Source organism: Hymenobacter sp. UYAg731 (assembly GCF_054061335.1).
The window spans coordinates 1-25115 of record NZ_JBSSEC010000007.1; the positions used below are offsets into that span (position 1 = coordinate 1).

Sequence of the window (25115 nt, forward strand, 5' to 3'; positions counted from 1 at the left end):
GGCGGCGAAACAGGCGCCCCAAAGCGCCCGTTTGGGCAATCGCAAAGTCGCTACCTAAAAACGCAACCGCTTAACCCGAGTTCTGCAACAGCCACGGTGCATAGGCGTTTGCCAGCCATGACGAAAGTCGTGCGTTTGCCTGCCGGACATCATAGTGCCGCCTCTTCCAGCGCCGGAAATTTGCAGTATGCAAAATCAGAGTACTGAACGACACCACGAACCCCGTTGAAAAGGCGAACTAGGCCACACCGCAGCGCCCGGCCGGCACCCGCCCGCTGGATGCGCCCCTACTCGTGTTCGACCTGCCCGACGCCCTGTTGCAAATCAGGCAGGAACTTGCCTGGCACCGTAGCGACCGCAACGTCCTGACGCTGCTCCAGGCCGACGGCATGCGCCTTGTGCTCATCGCCCTGCACGAAGCCGCGGAGATGAAAACGCATACTGCTCCCGGCATTATCAGCGTGCAGGTGCTCGAAGGCCACCTCGGCTTTCAGGCCGAGGGCCAGACAACGGAGCTGAAACCTGGCCAATTGCTGGCGCTACAAACCAGCATGCCGCACCGCGTGGTGGCCCGGCAGGAGTCGGTATTCCTCCTCACCATGGCCAACCCCGCCGCTTAGCGGCAGGAGGCATCAATATAGCACCCCTCGCTGCCCGCGGGTACTTCAATATTTTACATATGAAAGCTTACCCATTATTCCTTTTTTCGCTGCTGTTGCTGCTACTCACATGCCGGCCGGCCCGGGCTCAGACGGATACGGCCGTGTACCACCTGACCATCCGGCAGGAGTCGGTGAGCAAGGCCGGTAAAACCATGCTGGGCATGACCGTCAACGGCGGGATTCCCGGGCCTACCATTCGGTTCAAGGAGGGCGGCTACGCCGTTATCTACGTCAAGAACGAAATGAACGTGGAGACGTCGGTGCATTGGCACGGGCTGTTGGTTTCCAACTTCTACGATGGCGTGCCCTACCTCAATACGCCGCCCATCCGGCCGGGGCAGGAGCTGAAATATGCGTTCCCGCTCAAGCAGGCCGGCACCTACTGGTACCACTCGCATACCGCGTTGCAGGAACAAAGTGGCGTGTACGGCTCCATCGTCATCGAGCCTAAGCACGAGCGCCTCACCTACGATAAGGAACTGGTACTGGTGCTCTCGGACTGGACCAATCAGAAGCCGAAGAACGTGCTGCGCTTCCTCAAGCGGGGCACCGAGTGGTATAATATCCGCAAGGGAACGGCCACGCCGCTCAACCGCGTGATTGCCCGCGGGGCCTTCGGGGCGCAGCTCAACTTCTGGAAGCAGCGCATGGAAAGCTTCGACATTGCCGACGTGTACTACGATGCCTTCCTGGTAAATGGCCAGCCGGTGCAGGAGTACCCCGAGTTCAAGCCCGGCGAAAAGGTGCGCCTGCGCATCATCAACGGGGGAACCTCTACGCAGTTTTGGATGACGTTTGGTGGCGAAGACCCGATGCTGGTAGCGGCCGACGGGCAGGACGTGGTGCCGGTGAAGCATAACAAAACCTTCATTGCCATCGCCGAAACCTATGATTTCCTGGTCACGATTCCGCCCACCGGCAAGCTGGAGTTTCGGGCCATGGCGCAGGACGGCTCCGGCACCACCTCGGCCTTCCTGGGCACGGGACCGGTGCTGGCCGCCCCGGTGCTGCCCCGGCCCGACAAAATCGCCCTCATGCAGCAGATGGCCAAAATGGACATGCGCATGGGCGCGCCCGCCCTCAAATTTCGCCCCCACCACGTCGACGCCGAGCAGATGAAAGCCAACTGGGGCATGCAGATGGGCAAAAAAGGGAAGGTTGGAAAAATGGGCAGCATGGACATGGGCGGCGATAAGCCAATGGCCGGAAAGGAAATGGGCGGCATGAACATGGGCGGCAACGACCAGAAGGCCGGCATGAAAATGAACGACCAGCCCGCATCACCCAAGCCCGCCATGGCCGGCATGAAGATGGATGGGATGAAGAAGATGGATGGGATGAAAATGCCCGCCGACACGGCCCACACCGCGCACCAGATGCCGATGAGCGGCATGAAGATGGGAGCCGAAAAACCGATGGCCGGGATGAAAATGGGAGCCGAGAAACCAATGGCCGGCATGAAAATGGGCGGCATGGATATGTTCGCCGAATACAACTACGACTACCTGCGTGCGCCACAGAAAACGGCCTACGCCGACACCGTGCCCGTGCGCAAAATCCTGCTCAACCTCACCGGCAACATGCAGCGCTACATCTGGAGCATGAACGGCGTGCCCCTGACGTCAGCGGATGAAATTCCTATTCGGGGCAACCAGATTACGCGCATCACCTACAACAACCTGACGATGATGCACCACCCCATGCACCTGCACGGGCACTTTTTTCGGGTCATCAACGCCAACGGCGAGTATTCGCCCCTCAAGCACACCGTGAACGTGGCGCCCATGCAGCAGGTCACCATCGAGGTGCTGGGCAACGAGTCGGGCTACTGGTTTTTGCACTGCCATGTGCTCTACCACCTGGTGAGCGGCATGGCCCGCGTGGTGAGTTACGGCACGCCCCGCGACCCGCGCATGACGGGCTACCCAAAGAGCACGCTGGTGCGCGAAACTAACCAATACTACACCTGGGGCCTGCTCGGCTTGGCCTCGCACATGGGCACGCTGAACCTGATGTCGTCCAACATCCGCAACCAGTTCAACCTGAGCGTGGAGAACGGCTGGAACCGCAACATGGAAACCGAGGCCACCTATGAGCGCTACCTCTATGACTACTTCCGCGTGTTTGGGGGCGTGAACGTGGAGAATTCCCGGCAGCGCCTACCCGCCCCGCTTACCGAGCCGGGGGCCGGGGGCCGGATGGTCACCACCACCACCACGGCCGTGGTCGGGGTGCGTTTCCTGACTCCCTACCTGTTCAGCCTCGATGCCCGCATCGACAACCAACTGCGGCCCCGCCTGAGCCTGGGCCGGACCATTATGGTAATGCCGCGCTTGCTCGTGTCCGGCTACTATGAGTACCAGGCCGATTTCGGGTGGGTGAACACGCTGGACAACAACCGCCGCTTTGCCAAAGAAGTCGTCTGGCGCGCTGGGGCCGAATACCTGCTCTCGCGCAACCTCTCGCTGATGGGCAGCTACGAGAACCGTTTCGGCGGCGGCGGCGGCCTGAACCTGCGGTTTTAAGCCCGAACGCGCGCGCCAGTCGGGTAATCATGCAAGCCGTAGGCGCAATTCTGTACCCCTTTGGTAGCACCTGGCGGTCACTTTGCACGTTCTATTCACATGGACCACCGTTGGTCCCCTAGCTCCATTCCTCATGAAAACGCTCCAATTCAAAACCAACATCAACTGCGGCGGCTGCATCAAATCCGTGACGCCCGCCCTCAACCAGGAAGCCGGGGCCGGCAACTGGCAGGTCGATACCGCCAACCCCGACAAGATTCTCACCGTCACCTCCGATAAGCTCACGGCCGAGCAGGTGGTGCAGGCCGTGGAGAAGGCCGGTTTCCGGATTCAAGCGGCCTAACGCCTGGTACCATCCTTTAAAAGCGCCCGGCAACGCCGGGCGTTTTTGGTTGGCGGCGGTTCCCGTTCCTGCATCAATGCCGAGCATATGCAATCCAGATAGTTGGCCTTTCGAAGCATGACAAAGCTCATGCATTGGGGCCGCACTTGTCATGGCCTTCCTTCCAGCCCCGGCGGACCTTTGCTACCGCTGGTTCCGCGCCGGCTTCGCCGCTAACACAGCCGGCCCGGTCACGCCAGTTACCCACACTATCCCCAACATCAGCCATTTCCCCGCTCATGAAAAAGCTCCCCTATCTGCTGACCGCCCTTTTGTGCGCCGGCCTGACCAGTGTAACGCAGGCCCAGACGACCCCGAAGGCCGCCCACCATGCCCATTCCGCCACCAAGTCGATGGCCAAGGACGGCTGCATGATGAAAGATGGCAAAATGATGATGATGCACGGCGGCAAAATGATGCCCATGACCGCCGACATGACCATGGCCGATGGCACCATGTGCATGACCGACGGCACCTGCAAAATGAAGGATGGCACCACCATGAAGATGAAAGACGGCCAGTGCATGATGATGGACGGCAAGATGAAATCGATGGACGGGATGAAAAAATCCGGCATGATGAAAGACGGAAAAATGAGAGGCGGGAAGATGGACAACATGAAAATGTAAGCGCCAGGCCCTGCTGGTACTACCGGGCAAGTGCAGCAGGAGGCCACCAGATTTGGCCCACCACCTGCTGCTACTCGGCCCCAGTTAGCGCCCATGCGGTCAGTCGCATGGGCGCTATTCGTTACTGTTTACCCAAACCCTTTGCATGATGAAGCCTCCATCTGAGCCCGCCACGGCCACGCCGCCACCCGTTGCTCCCGGCGACAAATCGCCGGCCAAGCCGACCGCACCGGACCATACCGGGCACCACATGCCGCCCGCCCCCGCGTCGCCCCCGGTCACGACGGGCGCGGCCCCCAAGCTGATGGACCATAGCAAAATGCATAGCCAAATGGACCACGAGAAAATGGACCATAGCCAAATGGCCGGACACGACCACGGGGCCATGATTGCCGACTTCCTGCGCCGGTTCTGGGTGTGTCTGGCCCTGTCGGTGCCCGTCGTCGCCGGCTCGATGATGTTCCAGAACCTGGTGGGCTACCACTTCTCCTTCCCGTACAGTACCCCGCTGCTGCTGGTACTGGCCACGGCCATTTACGGATACGGCGGCTGGCCTTTCCTCAGCGGCACGGTGGGGGAGCTGCGCAGCCGGCAGCCGGGCATGATGACGCTGGTGGCCGTGGCCATCAGCGTGGCCTACGGCTACAGCGTGGCCGTGACGCTGGGCTGGTTGCGCGGCATGGACCTGTTTATGGAGCTGGCCACGCTGATTGACATCATGCTGCTGGGTCACTACCTGGAGATGAAATCGGTGGCCGGGGCCTCGCACGCGCTGGAACTGCTGGTGCAGCTGCTCCCGGCCGAGGCCCACCAGAAACAGGACGATAAAATCAGCGACGTTCAGGTCACGGCCCTGGTGGTGGGCGACGTGGTACTGGTGCGGCCCGGCGAGCGGATTCCCACCGACGGCGAAGTGACGGACGGCAGCAGCGCCGTGAACGAAAGCATGCTCACGGGCGAGAGCGTGCCGGTACAGAAGGAGGCCGGTGGCAAGGTCATCGCCGGGGCGGTCAATGGCGAGGGCGCGCTCACCGTGCGCGTCACGCACCAGGGCGCCGACAGCTACCTGAGCAAGGTGGTGAAGATGGTGGGGGAGGCCCAGAACACCAAGTCGCAGACCCAGACCCTGGCCGACCGCGCCGCTGGCTGGCTCACGGCCATCTCGCTGGTGGCCGGCCTCGGCACGCTCGCCGCTTGGTTCTGGCTGGGCAAGGATGCGGCCTTCGCCATCGAGCGGATGGTGACGGTGATGGTCACGGCCTGCCCGCACGCGCTGGGCGTAGCCATTCCGCTGGTGGTGGCCATTTCCACGTCGATTTCGGCCAGCAAGGGCCTGCTCATCCGCAACCGCACGGCTTTTGAGGAAGCCCGCAAAATTACGGCCATGGTGTTCGATAAAACCGGCACCCTCACCGAGGGCGCGTTCGGCGTGACCCGCGTGAAAGTGCTGGCCGCCGGCCTCGACGAGGCGACTTTGCTGGGGATGACCGCTGTTCTGGAGCAGCAGTCGCAGCACCCGATTGCGCAGGGCATCGTGCGCGAGGCCCACAAGCGCAACCTCACTCTGCCCGCCATTCAGGACTTTCAATCCCTGACCGGCAAGGGCGTAGCCGCCACCGTGGCCGGCAAAGCCGTGGTGGTGGCCAGCCCCGGCTACCTCAAAGAAAAGAACCTCAACCCGCCCGCCGACGCCGTCAGCAACGGGGCCGAGACGGTGGTTTTCGTGCTGCTCGATGGGCAGCTGGCGGGCTATGTAGCCTTGGCCGACCGCATCCGCGACGACTCCAAAGAAGCCGTGCAGCGCCTGCAACAGCAGGGCATCAAGGTGTACATGGCCACCGGCGACAACCAGCAGGTGGCCGACGCCGTGGCCCAGGAGCTGCGCCTCGACGGCGTGTACGCCGAGGTGCTGCCCGACCAGAAAGTTAAAATCGTGAAGGACCTGCAGGCCCAGGGCCAGTTCGTGGCCATGACCGGCGACGGCGTGAACGATGCCCCCGCCCTGGCCCAGGCCAACGTGGGCATCGCTGTGGGCTCGGGCACCGACATCGCGGCCGAAACCGCCGACATCATCCTCGTCAACAGCAAGCCCATGGACATCACCAACCTGGTGGAGTTCGGCAAGGCCACCTACCGCAAGATGATACAAAACTTGTTTTGGGCCACGGGCTACAACGTCATTGCCCTGCCGCTGGCCGCCGGGGTGCTCTACCCACACTTCGTGCTCAGCCCCGCCATGGGCGCGGTGCTCATGAGCGCAAGCACCGTCATCGTGGCGTTGAACGCGCAACTCCTGCGCCGGTCCCTGAAGTAACCATAAACTCTTTTCGCTCATGGCCATTCGATTCATTTTCGCGCCCGACCTGCTGGCTTCCCTACGCTGGTATACCGACGTCCTAAACCTGCCCGCCGAGGCCGTGCAGGCTGCCCCCCCGACACTTCAGTTGTCCGGTACCGATACCCTGGTATTTTCCGAACAGGCCCGGCAGGGGGCGCACATTCTCCCGGTTACGTCGGTTGCCGCCGTTCGGCAGCGGTTTGAGCACCGCCCGCTGGTACCGGGCGAAAACCAGGGACGGATAGTAGCGGCCGGTCCCGGTCACATCTCGCTCATTGACCCGGCCGATAATGAAATCACGCTGCTTGAAACGATTTGCGAATAGCCCGCCTGAATTCACAAGGCCCTGCGGTGTTCAGCTTGGTCAGGGGGGGGCTCATGCTGCTGGATGTGCCGCTGCGGCGGCAGCATGAGGCACGGGCAGATTAGGGCGTTGCGAAACGCTGGCAATTCCATTCCCGACTGCCGGCAAGCCACCATTATCAGCACAGCCGATGAAGTTGTTCGGTACTAACTACGGCAGGTCGGACTCCAAATTATGTCAGAAAATGGACGGTTTATGCAAAACTGGCTGGGGTGCTGCCAGTAAACGACCCCAGACAGGTAAACCCGCGGTTTTTTAGTGGGGTAAGCAGCTAATCCCTGGTTACCAATACGCTTTTTTCTAACATCCATATCCATTTTCATGAAAATATCTTTCCGCCTACCGGCGCTCTTCGTAACCCTTTTGCTGGCCCTGGCCGGCTGCAAGAAAGACGATGCCGTGACCCCCAATCCTGGCCCGCCGGTGCAAACCCGGACCTATTACATTGCTTCGGAAGAAGTGGTGTGGGACTACGTTTCCGAAGGCCGCAACGTGTTTCTGGGCCGGCCCTTTCAAGGCATGGACTCGGTGTTTGCCGTCAACATTCCCGGCGGGCCGCACCCGCGCATTGGCCGGCAGTACCTGAAAGCCCGCTTCGTGGAATATACCGACGCCAGCTTCACCACGCCCAAGCCCGTGCAGCCGCAATGGGCCCACCTGGGCCTGCTGGGGCCGGTTATCCGGGCCGTGGTAGGCGATTCGGTGCATGTCGTGCTGAAAAATAAGACCTCCATCGCCACCAGTATTCACGTCCACGGCCTGCTCTACGGCAAGGAGTCGGAAGGCTCCATGAATTCCTCGACCGACCCGCGCGGCGTGGTGCAGCCCGGCGGCACGCACCTCTACCGCTTTTTCGCCCGCGAAAGCTCGGGACCGGGCCCCGACCAGGGCAGCTCGGCGGTGTGGGTATACCACTCCGGCGTGAACACCACCCAGACCGACCTGAACGCCGGCATGGTGGGGGCCATCGTGGTGACGAAGCGCAGCATGGCCAACGCCGACGCGACGCCGACCGACGTGGACCGTGAAATCGTGACGCTCTACAATATTTTTGACGAGAACATGAGCCCCTACCTGAACCGCAACATTGCGACGTACCTGCCGGGCGTTACCAAGCCCATGACCGATGATTTCATGATGAGCAACAAGATGCACAGCATCAACGGCTACATAATGGCCAGCCATAACGCGGCCCTCACCATGAAAAAGGGCGAGCATGTGCGCTGGTACGTGATGGGCTTCGGCGATGTGCAGGGAGTGCATACGGCGCACTGGCATGGCAACGTGAGCATCATGAGCGAGCGCACCACCGATGTGATTGAAATACTCCCGGCCGTGGCCGTGGTGGCCGACATGACGCCCGACGACCCCGGCCAATGGGCCTACCACTGCCACGTGAGCAACCACGCCGCCGCCGGCATGGATACTTTTTACACGGTAACCCCTTAACCCCGATAACAAAGCATTAGTGAAGTGCCGAGTTGACTTTCCCCCGCTGGCCCGTGGCAGCGAGGGGAAAGTCAACCCGGCTTTTTGCCGAGGAGCACCCGGAAAACCCGGCCCGCAAAAGTTCTTTTTCAGCCCCTATCTACGGATGGCCCACAAATTATGCAAGGTTCTCAGCCGAATTCTGTAAATCCCACCTCGTCCGGCCACCGTATCTTTGTATTCGGTTGATTCCCCGATAACTCGCTGTCTTGAAACGCTTCTTCAGTCTGTTTCTCCTTATAAGCTACCTGCTGTCCAGCCCCGGGTTGGTGTACAGTATGCACTTCTGTGGGGCAACGATGACGGGTGTTTCCGTGGCCCACGAGGTGGCTTGCTGCTGTCCGCTGCCCAAGAAACCCGTCGGCTGCTGCCACGACCAAAAGCTGAGCAGCACCCTCAAGGACGTGAAGGTCACCACCGCGCAACTCAAGCTGCCGGTGCCCGTGGCGGTGCCTGCGCCGCCCGCGTTGCGGCTTGCCTACCGCCTGCCGGTTCCCACCTATCCGGCCGATGAGCCGGCCGCGCCGTTAGCGGCCACGGCTGCCCCGCCGCCCGCCTGCCCTGCCTACGTGCGCGGGCATGCTTTCCTGATTTAGCTTTTGGGTGTTGCCTGGTGCCCCCGGCCGGTTGGTCGTGGGGCTTTCGTGCGTGCGCTTAGCAGTAACTATCAGATGATTGAGCAACTTATTTCCCTGTCCCTGCGCAACCGGGGCGTCGTGCTGCTGCTGGCGGCCGGGCTGCTGGTCTGGGGCGCGTTTTCCATCCGGGCCAGCAAGATTGACGCCATTCCGGACCTGTCGGAAAACCAGGTGATTGTGTTCACCGAGTGGGCCGGGCGTGGGCCGCAGATTATCGAGGACCAGGTGACCTACCCGCTGGTGACCAACCTGCAGGGGCTGGCCCAGGTGCGGGCCGTGCGCGCAGCCTCCATGTTTGGGATGAGCTTCGTGTACGTCATTTTCAACGACAATACGGATATCTACTGGGCGCGGGAGCGGGTGCTGGAGCGCCTCAACTACGCCCAGCGCCTGCTGCCGGCTGGCCTCACGCCCACGCTGGGCCCCGATGGCACGGGTGTGGGCCATGTGCTCTGGTACACCCTGAATGCCCCCAAGCTGGACCTGGGCGAGCAGCGCGCCCTGCAGGACTGGTACGTGAAGTTCGGCCTGCAAACCGTGCCCGGCGTGAGCGAGGTGGCCAGCTTCGGCGGCTTCCAACCCGAATACCAGGTGACGGTGGACCCCACCAAGCTCACCTACTACAACGTGAGCCTGCCGCAAGTGCTGGCCGCCGTGCGCAGTAACAACAACGAAGCCGGCGGGCGCAAGTTTGAGCAGTCCGGCGTGGGCTACATCATCAAAACCAGCGGCTACATCCAGGACGTGGCCACGCTGGAAAACGTGCCCGTGCTCACCCGCCCCGGCGGCGTGCCGCTGCGCTTGCGCGACCTCGGCACGGTACAGATGACCGGCGAAAGCCGCCTCGGCATCTTCGACCACAACGGCGAGGGGGAGGCCGTGGGCGGCATCGTGGTGATGCGCTACGGCGAGAATGCCGACGAGGTGATAACCCGCGTGAAAACCAAAATGACCGAAGTGGCCAAGGGCCTGCCCGCCGGCGTGTCGTTCGACATCGTGTACGACCGCAGCGGGTTGATTGAGGAATCCGTGGCCAATATTAAGCACACGCTGCTCGAAGAAATGGCCGTCGTGTCGCTGGTGGTGCTGGTGTTCCTGTTCCACTGGCGCAGCGCCCTTAGCATTCTGCTCCAGATTCCGATTACCATCGCCGCGAGCTTCATCCTGCTCAATGCCTTTGGCATCTCGTCTAACATCATGTCGCTGACGGGTATCGCCCTGGCCATCGGCGTGATTGTGGACAACGGCATCGTCATGGCCGAGAATGCCTACCGAAACCTGGCGCTGCATCAGGCGGCGGAGGAAGCAGCGGCCGGGCCGCCCGGTGCGCTGCCATCCGCGCCCGTCGCCACCATTTCCACGCCTGAACCTATGCATTATGACTAACGACGAGCGCCTCGCCATCATCGAGAAATCCAGCAAGCAGGTGTCGCGGGGCATTTTCTTCTCCACCATTATCATCGTGGCGTCCTTTCTGCCGGTGTTTTTGCTCACCGGGCAGGAAGGCAAGCTCTTTCACCCGCTGGCGTATACCAAGACCTTTATCCTGCTCATCGATGCCGTGCTGGCCGTGACGCTGGCCCCGGTGCTGCTGTCCTTTTTCATGAAGGGCAAGTTCAAGACCGAGGAGCAGAACCCCATCAACCGGGGGCTGGAGCGGGTGTACGCGCCCCTCATCAACTGGTGCCTGACCTGGCGCAAAACCACAATTGCCATTAATCTGCTGCTGCTAGCCATCAGCATTCCGCTGCTGCTGAGCCTGGGCACCGAATTCATGCCGCCGCTCGATGAGGGCTCAATTCTGTTCATGCCCATCACCCAGCCCGACGTGTCGAACACCGAGGTGAAGCGCATTCTGCAGGTGCAGGACAAGATTATCCGGCAGGTGCCCGAGGTGAAGGGCGTGCTCGGCAAGGCCGGCCGGGCCAGCACCGCCACCGACAACGCCCCGCTGAGCATGATTGAAACCATCATCCAGCTCAAGCCGCGCGCCGAGTGGCGGGCGGGCATGACCAAGGCCAAGCTCATCGAGGAACTGAACGGCAAGCTGCAAATCCCCGGCGTGGTGAACGGCTGGACCCAGCCCATCATCAACCGTATCAACATGCTGAGCACCGGCATCCGCACCGACGTGGGTGTGAAAGTGTATGGCCAGCAGCTTGATACCATTTATAATATCTCGCAGCAAGTGCGGGCGGCGCTCAACGGCGTGCCCGGCGTGAAGGACCTGTACGTGGACCCCATCACGGGTGGCAAGTACCTGCAAATCGACCTCAACCGCGACCAGTTGGCCCGCTACGGCCTGACGGTGGACCAGGTGAACGAGGTGGTGGAAATGGCCATCGGCGGCGCGCCCGTGGCCAACACCGTGGAAGGTCGCCGCCGCTTCGCCATCAACGTGCGCCTGGCCGAGGACTTCCGCAACAGCCTGCTCGCCCTGGGCCGCATCCCCATTCAGACCACCGCCTACGGCCCGGTGCCGCTCTCGGCCGTGGCCAGCCTGCGCTTCGAAAACGGCCCGCCCATGATTAACTCCGAAAATGCCCAGCTGCGCGGCGCGGTGCTCTTCAACGTGCGCGACCGGGACCTGGGCAGCACCGTGCAGGAGGCCATGAAAAAAGTCCAGAGCATGCAGGGCAAATTGCCGGCCGGCTACTACCTAGAGTGGAGCGGGCAGTACGAAAACCTAATCAGCTCGCAGCGCACGCTGCTATTCATTCTGCCCATCGTGCTTGTGGTCATATTCGGCTGCCTGTACTTCGCCTTCCACTCGGTGCGCGAGGCGCTGCTGAGTCTGGTCACCATCCCGTTCGCGCTCATTGGCGGGGCCTACATGGTGTATTTCTACGGCGTGCATCTGTCGGTGGCAGTGGCGGTGGGCTTCATCGCCTTGTTCGGGCTGGCCGTGGAAACGGGCGTCATCATGGTCATTTACCTGAATGACGCCATGCAGCAGCTAGTGGCCGCCAAGGGCAATTCCAGCGAAACCATCACGAAGCAGGACCTGCGCGACGCCGTGTTTCACGGCGCGGCCAAGCGCCTGCGGCCCAAGCTGATGACCGTGTCGGTGGCGCTGTTCGGACTGGTGCCGGTGCTGTGGGCCACCGGCACGGGCTCGGATGTGATGCTGCCCATCGTGTTGCCCATGATTGGGGGCGTGTTCACGTCCTCGACCCACATTCTGCTGGTTACGCCGCTGATTTTTCTGATGACCAAGGAGTATGAGCTGCGCAAGTTCGGCAAGCTGGATGTGCTGGCTGTAAAACATTAAATACAAGCGTTATGCGTTACTATCCCATCATCCTCACGGCCGGGTGCCTGCTGGCGCTACTGGCCCTCCCCGCCGCCGCCCAGCAGCGCCCGCTGCCGCTCGATTCCGTGCTCCGGGCAATCCAGACCCGCAACCCGGCCCTGCGCCAGTACGACTACCGCGCCCAGGCCAAAAATGCCGCCGTGGCCGGGGCCAATACCTGGGAGCCGCCCAAAGTCAGCGCCGGGTACTGGATGACGCCTTATAACCAAAAGCCCATCAAGGAGATGAACAACGGCCAGGGCATGGGCATGCAGATGGTATCCGTCGAGCAGATGCTGCCCAACCCGGCCAAGCAACGGGCGAAGCGCGAGTACCTGGCCGGCCAGGCCGCCGTGGCCCAGGCCGACCAGGCGGCCAGCTTCAGCCAGCTGCGCGCTCAGGCCCGCACGTTCTACTATGGTCGCGTGATTCTGGAAAAGAAGCTGAACGTGCTGGACCAGAGCCAGGAGCTGCTGGATTTCCTGCTGAAAATTGCCCAGGCCCGCTACCCCTACAACCAGACCACGCTGCCCAGCATCTACCAGGTGCAGGCGCGGGTGGCCATGCACGGCAACGACCATGCCCAGCTCTACGGCCAGCTGCGCCAGGCCACCATCGGCCTGAACACGCTGATGGCCCGCGACCCCGAAGCCGAGTTTGCCGTGGACTCGCTGCTGCCCACCGCCTTCGGCGGCCCGTACCCCGACACCGCCGCCCTGGCCGCCCGCCGCTCCGACGTGCGCAGCCTCGACCGCGCCCTGGCCGTGGTGCGCCTCAGCCAGAACGTGGAGGCCAACCGCCGCCGGCCCGATTTCGGTCTGCGCTACGACCACATGAACGGCATCGGGGCCACGCCCAACCAGTTCACGGCCATGGCCATGGTCACGATTCCCTTCGCTCCGTGGGCGGCCCGCGAGTACAAGGCCAACACCGCCGCCCTCGGCTACGAGGCCCGCGCCGTGCAACAGCAGCGCGCCGACGTGCTCAACGAGGCGGCCGGCCGCATCAGCACCCTGCAATCGGATTTGCGGGTGAAGCGCGAGCAGGTGCAGAATTTTGAAAAAGGCATTCTGCCGGCGCTGCGCAAAAATTACCAGGTCACGCTGCTGGCCTACCAGCAGAACACCGCCCAGCTCCCGGCCGTGGTCGAAGCCCTGGAAACCTGGCTGACCACCCGCCTACAATACCTCGACGCCCAATACGACCTGATGACCTTACATGTGCGTTATGACCAAGAACTTGAGCAATAGTCCGCGCCCCCCGTGCCGCGCCCGGTGGCTTCCGCTGCTGGCCGCCGCCGCGCTGCTGGCCGGCTGCCACGGTCAGGCCCACGGTCCCGAGTCGCAGGCCGGTGCCCAGCCGGTGGCCAGCATGGCGGCCATGCAGTACACCTGCCCCATGCACCCGCAAATCGTGCGCGAGGCCCCCGGCCAGTGCCCCATCTGCGGCATGGACCTGGTGCCGAAGGTGCTGAATAATGCCGCAGCGCGGGCCGAAGCCGGCCTCGGCAACGTGGTGCAGGCCCCCAACGCCGCCGTGGTGGCGGCCGTGGCCACCGTGCTCCCCCGCGCCGAAGGTGTAAGCCCCGACGGCTCAACGGCCGACACGCTCAGCCTGCCCGGCCTGGTAGAGTACGACCCGCGCCGCAGCCGCGCCGTGGCCGCCCGCTTCGGCGGCCGCATCGAGCGCCTGCTGATTCGTTATAACTACCAGCCCGTGCGCCGGGGCCAGAAGTTGCTGGAGCTTTACAGCCCCGAGCTGGTGACAGCCGAGCAGGAGTACATTTTTCTGCTGACCAACGATGCCGACAACCAGCCCCTGGTAAGCGGGGCCCGCCGCAAGCTGCTGCTCCTCGGCCTCACCGAAGGCCAGCTCGCGGACCTGGCCCGTACCCGCCGCGCCAGCTACCGGGTGGCCGTTTTCAGCCCCTACGACGGCTACGTGGTGGAAACCCCGGCCCCCAACGCGCCGCCCGCCCCGGCCGGCGGCATGGGCGACGTGGCTGCCAGCCCTGGCGGGATGGGCGCGGCTGGCGGCGGAGCCAGCCCCGGCATGAGCGGAACCGCTTCGGCCCCAGCCGCTTCCGTCATGTCGGACGCCAGTACCTCCTCCAGCCGCCTCACCCTCACCGAAGGCGCTTACGTAGCCACCGGCCAGACCTTGTTTCAGGTAATGAACACCGACCAGGTGTGGGGTATTTTCCAGCCCACGCCGCCCGAACTGGCCCGGCTGCGGCCCGGCCAGCGCCTGCGCGTGGTGGCCGAGGGTACCGACCTGCCCCCCCTCACAGCCAGCCTCGATTTGGTGGAGCCCGAGTTCCGCAGCGGGGCCAGCACGGCGGCCGTGCGCGTATATCTGCCCAATCCCAAGGGCCGGCTGCGGCGCGGCCAGCGCCTCACCGGCCGCCTGCTGCCCGCTGCCGCAACCCCAGCACTGGCCGGCAGCTTCTGGCTGCCCCGCGCCGCCGTGGTCGACCTCGGAATGCGGCAGGTAGCCTTCGTGCGGCGCGGGGCCACCTTCGTGCCGGTAGCGGTGCAGGTTGGCCAGCGCACCGCCGCCCAGGTGCAGGTGTTGCACGGCCTCATTGGCACCGAAGACGTGGCCGCCAATGGCCAGTACCTCATCGACAGCGAAGGCTTCATTCAAACCGCGTCCATTAGCGCTCCTACGCCAACAGCCCATGAATAACGCCCCGTTTATAAGCCAAGAAATCCTGGCGCATAAGTCGTCAGGCTCCCCTCGCCTGCGGAGAGGGGCTGGGGGTGAGGCGAGCCGTCACAGCAGAATCTACTGGCTGCTCCTGCTCCTCTTAACCCTCTCCACAGCCGCTTGCCAGAAAGCCAAGCCTACAACCGAAACCGCCGCCCCCGGCACCTCCAAAGCCGGTTACTACACCTGCTCCATGCACCCGCAAATTCACAAGGACGGCCCCGGCAGCTGCCCCATCTGCCACATGGATTTGATAAAGGTGCAGCCGGTCCCGGTAGCCGCCCCGGCTGCTAAAAAAGCCGCGCTGACCACCGTTTATACCTGCCCCATGCACCCGCAGGTGCGCGAGGACAAGCCCGGCAGCTGTCCCATCTGCGGAATGGATTTGGTAAAAACCCCCAGCCGCCCCGCCGTGAAAATGACGCCCGCCGAGATGGCGGCCATGCCCGCCGGCAACCCGGCCGCCAACGACCTCATCCTCACGGCCCAACAGCTGGAGCTGGGCAATATCCACGTCCAGACCATCGGTAACGGCACGGCCAGTAGCCCCGCTACCGGCCCGGCTGAGGCCCCCGCACTCCAAGCCGTCCTCACCGGCACCGTGACGGCCGATGCCCAGCGCACCCGCAGCGTGAGCAGCCGCGTAGCCGGCCGCGTCGAAAAGCTCTACGTACGCCAGACCGGCCAGCTGCTGCGCCAGGGTGCGCCGCTGTTTTCGGTGTACAGCGAGCAACTCGAAACCCTACAGCGCGAGTACCTGCTGGCCTTGGCCCAGGACCTGCAAGTAGCCGAGCCCACCTACCAGCATTTCGCCGAAGCCACGGCCCAGAAGCTGCGCCTGCTCGGCGTATCGGCCGGGCAGCTGCGCCAGCTGGCCCGTAGCGGCAAGCCCAGCCCGCTGGTAACCTATTACAGCCCCAGCACCGGCACCGTGCAATCTCTCGATGTGGTGCAGGGTCAGTACGTGGCCGAAGGCTCGCCGCTGCTCACGCTCAGTGATTTGCGCAGCGTATGGGTCGAAGCCCAGCTGTACCCCGCCGATGCCGGCCGGCTGCCGTTGGGCCGGTCGGTAGCCGTGCAGGTGGCAGGCCAGGCTCGGCCCTTGCGCGGCAAAGTGGTGTTCCTCAGCCCCGAGCTGAGTGGGGCCAGCCAGATTACCCTGGCCCGCATCGAGGTTCCTAATCCCGATGGGGCCTTGCAGCCAGGCGCGCAGGCCAACGTGCTGCTTGATGCCCCGGCCGCGTCGCCGGCCACTACAGCCCCCACCGAAACTGCCCTGCGCGTACCGCAGGAAGCCATTATTCACGACGGAGCCGCCAGCTACGTCTGGACGCAGACCGGCGAGCGGCAGTTTCGCCGGGTGCGGGTGCGGACCGGCGCGGGCACGGCAGCCACGGTGGCCGTCTCCGGCGATGTACAGGCCGGCGACCAAGTAGTGGTCAGCGGGGCCTACCTGCTGCAAAGCGAGTTCACCCTGCGCCAGGGGGCCAGCGACGACCATATGAGCGGCATGGCCATGTAGCACCAATCACAGGAATTAGCACCCGTCAGGGCCACGGTTCGGCCCATTTTTTCAACCTTTTACTTTTTTCAACCCATGAAATCCTTCCTCACCCTTGGCCTGGCCCTGGCCAGCCTCACCTTCGCTACGGCAGGCTGCTCCGACAACAAGAGCACCACCGAAACCACCACCACGACGCCCGCCACCAGCTCCCCGATGGCGGCCGACACAACTTCAGCCATGAAGCCCGACGCCATGGCTACCACTTATACCTGCTCCATGCACCCCGAAGTGGTGAGCGACAAGCCCGGCCAGTGCCCCAAGTGCGGCATGGACCTGATAGTTAAAAAGTAAACTGCCCGCCGCTTGGGCTGGTGATGGCGCGTATTGCTTCAAATACAGGTCATCACCAGCTCATGGCCGGTAGTCCCCCACCGTACTAACCGCCTGGGGCGCTACGAGTTGCGCGAGAGCGATACACCTGAACCATTATCGGCGTGGACGGCCACCAACCATTCCATTCTGGCGCCACGCTCACCTCCGCCGGAGGCGCACTGCCCTGATTTACGGACATAACCGCACCCGCAAAACCGTATTGTTTCACTGGCCCGTCATTCTGCTGCCCAACCGCCATGATGGTCTTCCCATACTGAATATGGAATTGATTGAGCCCGGCCAGATGCACGAGCTCAGGTTTGCCCTCAGGCAGCATGGCCCCTCCTGATACAACCCGCCTAGCCGCCTCAACAATCAGCCGGGCCAATACGGAGCCATGGTCATCTGCTTACCCGTGAAAGCTTGCCCATCACCCGCCGCCTGCGCGCCGACTTGATGATGAACACCAACCGAAAATATCACCTCGCCTCCTATTCCATTCTGAGCAAATACGTGGGCTTAGGCGGCAACTAGGACAGCGAATACGGCTGGGGCGTGGGCCGGGACCGAAAGGCTGCTCACGGAAAGCTTTCAATACAGCTTTGGCACCATCTACGGCTTCCTTCAAACGGTTGTTGGCGTTGCTGCCGGATGAGGGGCCTGCCTGACTTTTGAATTCCAGTGCGGCAATGAGTTCGTTGGAAAATGCCAGCACATCCCATTTCGTTTAGGGACGGTAGTAGCCAGGAATTTCCAGCCTGCCCTGAGAAGCGGTGTCTATAAGTAAGGCACGCTTACACGGCCAATTCGCTTACTGAAGCTGTTTAGAAATTCGCAAACAGGCGTCTCAATTACATCTGCAAACTGACTTTCTAAACAGCCCTACTGTGCTGCTTGACTGACCAATGCCACCGCCACTATTGTTAGTCGAACATGCACGCGGCTAAATTTCAGTCAGATGCGGCATTTTGGCAACACCGCATCTGAAAATTCTCGCTGCTTATCCTTTCAGCGAGTGAAGCAGGTAGCTAAGAATCGAAAAAAGCCGACTTATACCCTATTCCGTACCACAGACAATAAAAAAGGCCCTCACATTTCTGTGAAGGCCTTTTAGTAGTCCGTAGGGGAGTCGAACCCCAGCGTAAGCATCCAACACTAAACCGACTAAAAAACCCTTTTTATAGCCTGTAATGAGGTTTTATGTTTTTGCCTTGTTGGTTTGATGCTGGCATTTATCGGGGTTTATCGGCTTGTGGGTCCCCTCACGGGTCCCCTATTTGAGGGCCGTTCTATACCTTTAGGGCGGCAACTTCAAAAAAAGACCGGCAAACCGTCCCCACTGGGGACCCGCCGCTGGCCTAAACTCCCTCCAGATGGCAACCCTTACTTTTTTCCTGAAAGAGCCGGCGGCAGCCCGGCCCACGCCCATTATTGCCCGGCTGGCCCACGCGGGCACCAAAACGAAAATCTACACGGGCGAAAGCATCCTACCCGGCAACTGGATACAAGCCGCTCAGGAAGCCAACCCGCGCAAACTCAAAACTGAGGCCACTACGCTAAACGGACGGCTGGCTGGCATTCGGGACACGCTACTAGCTGCCCACGCTGAACACCGGGCCGCCGGGGCGCTTCCCACGCCCGAACAATTACGGCAAGCTATTGAGCTGCAACCCGCCGAACCCGAAGCGCCGGCCGCCGCTACGGACCTGCTGCAACTATTCGGGGACTGGATAGCTGGCCGGGGCGCTACGCTTGCCCCTAATACCTTGAAATCAAACCGGACTACGTTGCGGCACTTACGCGAATTTGCCGAGCGAAAGGGCTACGCGCTGCAATTCGGTAGCCTCGATACGGGACTGGCTGAGCGCTTCAAAAACTACTTGCTCACTGATTTGAGCTTATTGGATTCGGTAGTAAATAAGAATTTATCTATTCTTAAAAACTTCCTGCGCTGGGCCGACGAACACGGCCACGCGGTAGAAATCAATACCAAAAAGCTACGGCACAAATTTGAGGAACCCGAAATAGTAACGCTTACCCGTGCCGAAGTGGCGGCGCTGGCCGCGCTCCCCCTCACCACTACGCCCGGCCTGGCAAACGCCCGCGACTTGTTTTTGCTGAGCTGCTACACTGGCCTACGGTATTCGGACGTGGCCGCCCTACGGCCGCAAAACATAGCAGACGGGCGGCTAGTGCTAACTACCCAAAAGACCCGGCAGCCGCTCACCATTCCCCTACGGCCAGAGGCACGGCAGCTAGTGGCCCGGTTGCTGGCTGGGGAGCTACGGCAAGGCGTTTCCCCGCAAAAGCTAAACGTCCATCTGAAAACGTTGGGGGAGCTGGCCGAAATTGACACCCCTACCGAACGGGTACGCTTTGCCGGGGCCGAGCGCCGCAAAGAGCTAAAGCCAAAGCATGAATTTATCACGTTCCACACCGGCCGCCGCACGTTCGTTACGCTGGCCTTAGAAGCCGGTTTGCGGCCTGACGTGGTAATGAAGATTACCGGGCACGAAGATTTGAAGTCCTTCAAACGGTACGTAAACGTGAGCCGGGAAACCGTTTTAGACGAATTTGCGAACGTGTACGGGGCAGCCTAAAAAAAATAAAAGGTTTTTAGCGCTATACACTTTTGACACTTTGACACCGTAAGCGGCTGGGCCGCCCCGGCTACTTTATAGCCCCGGGGCGGCCCCACGGCCCCGGCGCTGGCCTGGTAAAGCCCGCCCTGTTTCTCTTACTTTTCTAGCTGGCAAGCATGAAAACCCCCGATGATATTATACACCCTGACGGGAGTATTACCCGCTTTAAGCCAACAGCTTATACTTTGCTTTCGCAATTAGGTCCAACGTATGCCAGTATGCAAAAAATGGCTGAGGCAGCAGCTACAGTGCGAAAGTTTGTAGAAGCAGACGCAAAAATGCAAAAGATAATTGCCCCTATGCTCAAAGCTAACCGGCAACATGAAGCACTATTTTTTACACGCGAAGTAATACCGCCGCCTACCGGACCCGCCGCCGAATCTGGCCCGTCCCCGGTTCCTATGGTACTGCCTACGCACACTCTGGCCCACGTGGGCACTCCCGTAGCTGCAAGTAGCCCCGACCGACTCGCGCTAGCTGCTACCCCCACCCAAACCCTGCCCGCCGCACCGCCTGCTCCCGTTGTATCGGCCAGCTCGGCGCAACCTGCGCCCGTCCCATCTGCTACACCCAACCCGGCGGCCGAGCAACTGCCCCGCTTAGCTAAGTTGCTTACTTCGCGCTTTACCTTACCCCAGCTTAAAAAATGGTTGGCTGAAGTTGGGCTAATTGACCCCGAAACGGGCACGGCTAAACCAAACGCAAAGCCCTATGAGTGGGCTGCTGCCCGCGAAGCCTTGTATAAAGCCGGCTTGCTGGGGCAGCTTTCAAGTGAGCAAGCAGCCGACGTATTTTCTGAGGCGTTTAGTACGACGGTAAGCGCCGGGACTATGAAGAATCGGGACAATGCCAAAGCGGATAAAAAAGGCAAATTTTACCAAACATTTACGCACTACAAAGCACTATTAGGCGACTTCCTGACCCGATAAATGCCGACTAAAAAGTGCCTCAAAACTTGCCTGTTTCTGCCCGTTTTTGTCTTTTGTTAGCGCAAGCTCACCGGGCAAAAATGGGCAACTTTTCTTAGCTCACTTGCCGCCGGTTCGCCTCACTAACTGAGGCCAGCCGGCAAAATGGAAAAGCAAATTATTACGGTTGGGGTGGGCTACGAAACCCTACTGGCCGACTTTCGGGCCGAAATGCTTTCGGTACTGAAAGCCCACGCGCCCACGGCTGCCACGGCCGCCGGGGCCGAGCCTGAGCAACTGCTAGACGTGCGGCAAGCGGCCGAGCTGCTGGGCGTAACCTGGCAAACCGTACACGAATGGAAGCGGCGCGAGTTGCTGCCGTACTGCAAAATGGGCGGCCGGACGTACTTCAAACGGTCCGAAGTGCTGGCCGCGCTGCACTCGCCCACGGCCCCCACGGGCGGTCGGGCTACGCCCCGCCGGGGCAAGGCCGCCGCAAAGGAAGGGAAGGGGGCCAGAAAGTGAAAACGCCCGCTTTCGCACCCTATTTCGGCCACTATAAAAGCCCTTTAGCCAACTCGAAACCCGAAGCCGCCCTACTAGATTTGCGGGCCGTGTACGCGCTGCTGAGTGGCCCCACGCTTCGGGAGCCAACCGCCCGGTTACGGGCCGCCCCGGTGGGTAGCAAGGCTGCGCAAGCCGTCGAAAACGGGTTGCCCTGCTTCACTGGGGCCGGGGTATTTATACCCCACCGGGCCGACGCGGACCTAACCCGGTTTTCGCGCTGCCTGCTACTCGAATTTGACACCGTGCCCGACGTGGCCGCTGCCCGCGCCGCGCTGCTAGCCGACCCGGTTTTAGCGCCCGCGCTGCTGCTAGTATTTGCCAGCCCACGGGGCACGGGCTTACGGGTCGTACTGGCCGCCTTCCTTCCCTGCGGTATCGGCAACTGGCCCGCGCCTCACGAACCCGAATTAACCCCAGCGCAAGCCGGCCGAGTGCTGGCCGAAAACTTCCTGGGGTGGGCTATCTGGATTCAAGAACGGCACGGCCTACGCGCCCGCCCCCACGGCCGCACCCTGCCCCACGCCTGCCCACTGGGCTACGACCCGGCCGCCTGGCTGGCTCCCGGTTGGTGATTTTTTTTAGCTGGCACTCCCTTATGAAAACTCCTAAAAAAGTGGCGCTACTGGCCGCCGCTAACGAACGGGCCGCGCCCCCGGCCGCCGCGCCCGTTTCGCACGAACAACTAATTTCTGACCTTTTGGCTCAGGTCAAAAAGGTAGATTTTTACGGCTTGGCTCAATTAGAGGACCCTAGCGAAAAGCTAAAGCAAAAGCACCATATAGTAATTGTGGTGGAGCATTTGCTAGACTTAGCAAACCGCAATAATTGGGGACTTTGCCGGCGCGAAGGGTTCGTTTACACCTACAACGGGGCTTATTGGCGGCAATTCGAGGCCGACGAATTGCAACGCTTTTTAATGCAAGCAGCCGAGCGAATGGGCCTAATGAAATTAGAAGCCCGTTCGCACTTGGTGGGGGAGCAGCTGCTAAAGCAATTCCTTACGAGCGCCTACCTGCCCGCGCCAGCTCCCAACCGGGAAATAATTCGGGTAAATCTGCAAAATGGCACCTTTGACATTGGCCCCAAAACGCAAAAGCTGAGGCCGCCGAACCGGGCCGATTTTCTAACTCACCAACTGCCCTTCGCTCACGACGAAACGGCCGCCGCGCCCAACTGGCAAACCTTTCTAAACCGGGTATTGCCCGACGAAAGCAGCCAATTAGTTTTAGCTGAATACCTGGGGTACGTGTTCGTGCATCCTTCGCAATTGAAGCTAGAAAAAGTGTTGCTGTTGCACGGGTCGGGCGCTAACGGAAAATCAGTATTCTTTGAGGTTGTTACGGCGCTACTGGGGCCGGAAAACGTTAGTAATTACTCGCTTAACTCCCTCACTTCGGAGCCGGCGTATTGTCGGGCCAACCTGACGAAATCGTTAGTGAATTATGCCAGTGAGCTAAGCAAAGGATTAGAAGCCGATGCGTTTAAGCAATTAGTTTCCGGCGAACCGATTGAGGCCCGGCTACCCTACGGCAAGCCGTTTATTATTCAGGACTACGCAAAGCTAATTTTTAACTGCAACGAATTACCCACCGACGTTGAACACACCCACGCCTATTTCCGGCGGTTTCTGATTATACCCTTCCCGGTTACGATTCCCGAAGCCGAGCAAGATAAAACACTGGCCGCCCGAATTATTGCCCACGAATTACCTGGGGTATTTAATTGGATGCTGGCCGGCTTACACCGGCTCCTAGCGCAAAACGGCTTTACGGACTGCGAAGCGGCCCGGCAACAAATTGACGAATACCGGCGGCAATCGGATAGCGTGCGGCTGTTCTTGGAAGAATACGGCTACGTAGCCGCCCCCTCAGCTTGGCAGCCGGCGCGTGAAGTGTACGCCGAGTATCGGAGCTTTTGCCAGTCGGACGGATACCGGCCAGTAGCTCAGCAAAAATTTAAGGGCCGGCTACGGGCGGCTGGAATTGACGAAACCCGCCGCAACGCGGGCCGGGGCTTTCACCTGAGCCGTCCCCTTTGAGTGCTGGCCCCACCGGGCCGACCGGCTGGGGCTGAAAGTGTCAAAGTGTCAAAAGTGCAGGGCTGTAAACTTCTTTTTATTTTTTATGGCCCCGGCCTTCCGCTATATTCTGCAACCCTACGCCGGCCGCCGCAGTCGGGCAACGTGCCCGGCTTGCGGTACGGTGGGGCAGTTTGCCCGCTACCTGGATACTGAAACCGAGGAGCTACTACCGGCCGAGTTTGGACGCTGCAACCGGGAGAGTAATTGTGGGCACCATGCCAGCCCCTACGCGCCCGGTCCCAGTGGGGAGAGCTACGCCCACCGCGCTACCCTCAACACCGCCGCCGGGGCGGCCCCGGCCCCGTATGCGCCCCCTACGCATAAGCCCACCGGCCCGCCCCCGCAGCCGGTTTTTATTCCGGCCGAGTTGTACCGGGCTTCGCTGGGGCACTACGAACGCAACAACTTGGCTCACCTGCTACGGGGGCATTTCGGGGCCGGCATAGCGGCCGAACTGCTGGCCCGGTTCCGGTTGGGCACGTCGGCCCACTGGCCGGGGGCTTGCGTATTCTGGCTACTTGACGAACGCGGGCAAGTGCGGGGCGGGCAAGTCGTACTATTCGATGAAACCGGGCACACCGTGAAGTACCCCCGCCGTTGCACTACGTGGGCACACACGGCCCTAGCGCACTGCCTACGCGAAGCTGGGCAAGCCCCGCCGGCTTGGCTAACAGCCTACGAAAAGCAGGCTGCTAAAAGCCCGTGTTTATTCGGCCTGCCCCAACTTGACACGGCCCCCGCCGGGCAGCCCGTGGCAATTGTGGAAAGTGCTAAAACGGCTGTTCTATGTACGCCCTACCTACCGGCGTTCGTCTGGCTGGCAACGGGTGGGCAGTCCTATTTAACCCCCGAACGGCTGGCCCCGGTAAAGGGCCGCCGGGTCGTACTCTTTCCCGACGCGGGCAGCTTTGCCAACTGGCAAGCCCGTGCCGAACGGCTGCGGGCGCTGGGCTTTCAGGTTGAAGTATCGGCCGACATTGAAAACCTGGCCGACGAACACGAACGCGCCGCCGGCTTAGACTTGGCCGACGTGCTGCTGAGTGAGTGGCCGGGCTACCCGCCAAGTTGGGACGCGGCCGAGTAGCCGCGCCGTCTTGCCCCACTCGACAAACCCCGGCGCATTTGTCTAACGCCGCTGGCCCCGCTACTGCCGCCGCCGTGGGCCTGGGGCCAACCCTCCCCCCCTAGTTGGGTCCTTCCGAGAGGGTTAGGCTTGCGGGTGGCTACACCCCAGAAAGCCGCTAGTTTTAGCCCTGAAAAACATGCCGGTTTTTCATTTTTTCGGGGGTCTAATCCTGTTTGTTATTGATTTTCAAACGGTAAACCCCAAATTGTCATGTCCGCAAAACCCGCCGAAATTGTTTCTTGCGCTGAATTTGCCCGGCGACTTGACTGTGACGAAAGCACGGTGCGGCGCTACGTTAGAGAGGGTAAAATTTGCGCCCCAGCCGTGGCCTATAAGCCCACCGGCAAAGTGGCCGGCCTAAGCTTTGAGCTTGCGAAACGGCACTTTTTGGAAGCACGCGAGGTAACCGAATTTCGGTTTGCCCTTTCGGGTGGTGCCCCCACTGGCACGGCTCGCAACCGGGCCGCCGGCCGAGCTGCTGCCGGCCCCGTTTCGGACACCGGGCAACCCGTGGCCCTGGCCCCGTTGAAGCGCAACAGCGAAGGGCTGCCAATAGGCGAAATGGCCGAACTACGGCGGTACGCGCTGCAATTGAAGGTAGAACTAGCCGAATTAGAATTGGGCGTACTGCTGGGGGAGTTGTTACCAAGAAGAGCAGTTTACCAAGCTTTATTCGAAAAAGGGCAAGAGGTGAGGATTCGGCTAGAAGCAATACCTCATCGTATCATAGAGGACATGCTCGCTGCAGATAATTCCACTGAAGCTTTAGCATTATTGAACAAGGAAATTGATTGCGCATTAAAGGATGTTGCAAACATTCTTGTTCGTGCTTTAGCTGTTGACTTAAAGCCCAGTAGCCTTCGAAAAAATGTGAAAGCGTAAGAAGATT

22 protein-coding genes and 1 pseudogene are annotated in these 25115 nt (G+C 61.3%); 22 read left to right on the forward strand and 1 reads right to left on the reverse strand.

The genetic code is table 11. The features are described 5' to 3' along the window. The first annotated feature begins 293 nt into the window (after positions 1–293). From ACVWYF_RS19450 to ACVWYF_RS19520, 15 genes are all read left to right on the forward strand, one after another. Positions 294–620, forward strand: coding sequence for a cupin domain-containing protein (locus tag ACVWYF_RS19450; RefSeq protein ID WP_457071175.1), 327 nt, complete (start codon positions 294–296; stop codon positions 618–620). Between the two features lie 59 nt (positions 621–679). Beyond that, on the forward strand, positions 680–3187 hold the full coding sequence (locus ACVWYF_RS19455) for a multicopper oxidase domain-containing protein (RefSeq protein WP_457071177.1): 2508 nt from the start codon (positions 680–682) through the stop codon (positions 3185–3187). Positions 3188–3320: 133 nt separating this feature from the next. Continuing rightward, on the forward strand, positions 3321–3530 hold the full coding sequence (locus ACVWYF_RS19460; RefSeq protein WP_168673446.1) for a heavy-metal-associated domain-containing protein: 210 nt from the start codon (positions 3321–3323) through the stop codon (positions 3528–3530). A gap of 278 nt (positions 3531–3808) precedes the next feature. Continuing rightward, complete coding sequence (locus tag ACVWYF_RS19465) at positions 3809–4198, forward strand: DUF6799 domain-containing protein (protein WP_457071179.1); 390 nt, start codon at positions 3809–3811, stop codon at positions 4196–4198. A gap of 250 nt (positions 4199–4448) precedes the next feature. Beyond that, entirely contained in the window at positions 4449–6512 is a 2064-nt protein-coding gene (locus tag ACVWYF_RS19470; protein ID WP_457071673.1) for a heavy metal translocating P-type ATPase, read from the forward strand. A 19-nt stretch (positions 6513–6531) separates the two neighbouring features. Then, entirely contained in the window at positions 6532–6861 is a 330-nt protein-coding gene (locus ACVWYF_RS19475) for a hypothetical protein (protein ID WP_457071181.1), read from the forward strand. Positions 6862–7221: 360 nt separating this feature from the next. Continuing rightward, positions 7222–8349, forward strand: coding sequence for a multicopper oxidase domain-containing protein (locus tag ACVWYF_RS19480; protein WP_457071183.1), 1128 nt, complete (start codon positions 7222–7224; stop codon positions 8347–8349). Between the two features lie 248 nt (positions 8350–8597). Beyond that, positions 8598–8984, forward strand: coding sequence for an HYC_CC_PP family protein (locus ACVWYF_RS19485; protein WP_457071186.1), 387 nt, complete (start codon positions 8598–8600; stop codon positions 8982–8984). Positions 8985–9059: 75 nt separating this feature from the next. Continuing rightward, complete coding sequence (locus ACVWYF_RS19490; RefSeq protein WP_457071188.1) at positions 9060–10412, forward strand: efflux RND transporter permease subunit; 1353 nt, start codon at positions 9060–9062, stop codon at positions 10410–10412. Further along, positions 10405–12297 (forward strand): efflux RND transporter permease subunit, encoded by a 1893-nt coding sequence (locus tag ACVWYF_RS19495; RefSeq protein WP_457071190.1) that lies wholly within the window; start codon positions 10405–10407, stop codon positions 12295–12297. The genes ACVWYF_RS19490 and ACVWYF_RS19495 overlap by 8 nt, the downstream gene beginning before the upstream one ends. 11 nt (positions 12298–12308) lie before the next feature. Then, on the forward strand, positions 12309–13568 hold the full coding sequence (locus ACVWYF_RS19500) for a TolC family protein (protein WP_457071192.1): 1260 nt from the start codon (positions 12309–12311) through the stop codon (positions 13566–13568). Next, positions 13546–15006: an efflux RND transporter periplasmic adaptor subunit gene (locus ACVWYF_RS19505; RefSeq protein ID WP_457071194.1), complete on the forward strand. Its 1461-nt coding sequence runs from the start codon at positions 13546–13548 to the stop codon at positions 15004–15006. Before ACVWYF_RS19500 ends, ACVWYF_RS19505 begins: the two co-directional genes overlap by 23 nt. Continuing rightward, positions 14999–16549, forward strand: a complete 1551-nt coding sequence (locus ACVWYF_RS19510; RefSeq protein WP_457071196.1) for an efflux RND transporter periplasmic adaptor subunit — start codon at positions 14999–15001, stop codon at positions 16547–16549. Before ACVWYF_RS19505 ends, ACVWYF_RS19510 begins: the two co-directional genes overlap by 8 nt. Before the next feature lie 75 nt (positions 16550–16624). Continuing rightward, the gene (locus ACVWYF_RS19515; RefSeq protein ID WP_457071199.1) at positions 16625–16882 is read left to right on the forward strand and encodes a heavy metal-binding domain-containing protein; all 258 of its coding nucleotides are present in this window, start codon (positions 16625–16627) and stop codon (positions 16880–16882) included. A gap of 160 nt (positions 16883–17042) precedes the next feature. Continuing rightward, positions 17043–17252 (forward strand): multicopper oxidase domain-containing protein, encoded by a 210-nt coding sequence (locus tag ACVWYF_RS19520; RefSeq protein WP_457071675.1) that lies wholly within the window; start codon positions 17043–17045, stop codon positions 17250–17252. A 213-nt stretch (positions 17253–17465) separates the two neighbouring features. Here ACVWYF_RS19520 and ACVWYF_RS19525 read toward each other — a convergent pair. Continuing rightward, positions 17466–17618 (reverse strand): annotated as a pseudogene (locus ACVWYF_RS19525) (PaeR7I family type II restriction endonuclease); the annotation flags it as partial. Between the two features lie 658 nt (positions 17619–18276). Between ACVWYF_RS19525 and ACVWYF_RS19530 the strand changes: the two are divergent. From ACVWYF_RS19530 to ACVWYF_RS19560, 7 genes are all read left to right on the forward strand, one after another. Beyond that, entirely contained in the window at positions 18277–19503 is a 1227-nt protein-coding gene (locus ACVWYF_RS19530) for a tyrosine-type recombinase/integrase (RefSeq protein ID WP_457071201.1), read from the forward strand. A 158-nt stretch (positions 19504–19661) separates the two neighbouring features. Further along, on the forward strand, positions 19662–20474 hold the full coding sequence (locus ACVWYF_RS19535; RefSeq protein ID WP_457071203.1) for a hypothetical protein: 813 nt from the start codon (positions 19662–19664) through the stop codon (positions 20472–20474). 144 nt (positions 20475–20618) lie between these two features. Next, positions 20619–20978, forward strand: a complete 360-nt coding sequence (locus tag ACVWYF_RS19540; protein ID WP_457071205.1) for a helix-turn-helix domain-containing protein — start codon at positions 20619–20621, stop codon at positions 20976–20978. Further along, positions 20975–21592: a BT4734/BF3469 family protein gene (locus ACVWYF_RS19545; protein ID WP_457071207.1), complete on the forward strand. Its 618-nt coding sequence runs from the start codon at positions 20975–20977 to the stop codon at positions 21590–21592. Before ACVWYF_RS19540 ends, ACVWYF_RS19545 begins: the two co-directional genes overlap by 4 nt. A 23-nt stretch (positions 21593–21615) precedes the next feature. Beyond that, complete coding sequence (locus ACVWYF_RS19550; RefSeq protein WP_457071209.1) at positions 21616–23058, forward strand: DNA primase family protein; 1443 nt, start codon at positions 21616–21618, stop codon at positions 23056–23058. Positions 23059–23143: 85 nt separating this feature from the next. Next, the gene (locus ACVWYF_RS19555; RefSeq protein ID WP_457071211.1) at positions 23144–24184 is read left to right on the forward strand and encodes a DUF6371 domain-containing protein; all 1041 of its coding nucleotides are present in this window, start codon (positions 23144–23146) and stop codon (positions 24182–24184) included. A 252-nt stretch (positions 24185–24436) separates the two neighbouring features. Beyond that, on the forward strand, positions 24437–25108 hold the full coding sequence (locus ACVWYF_RS19560; protein WP_457071213.1) for a hypothetical protein: 672 nt from the start codon (positions 24437–24439) through the stop codon (positions 25106–25108). Positions 25109–25115 lie beyond the last annotated feature (7 nt).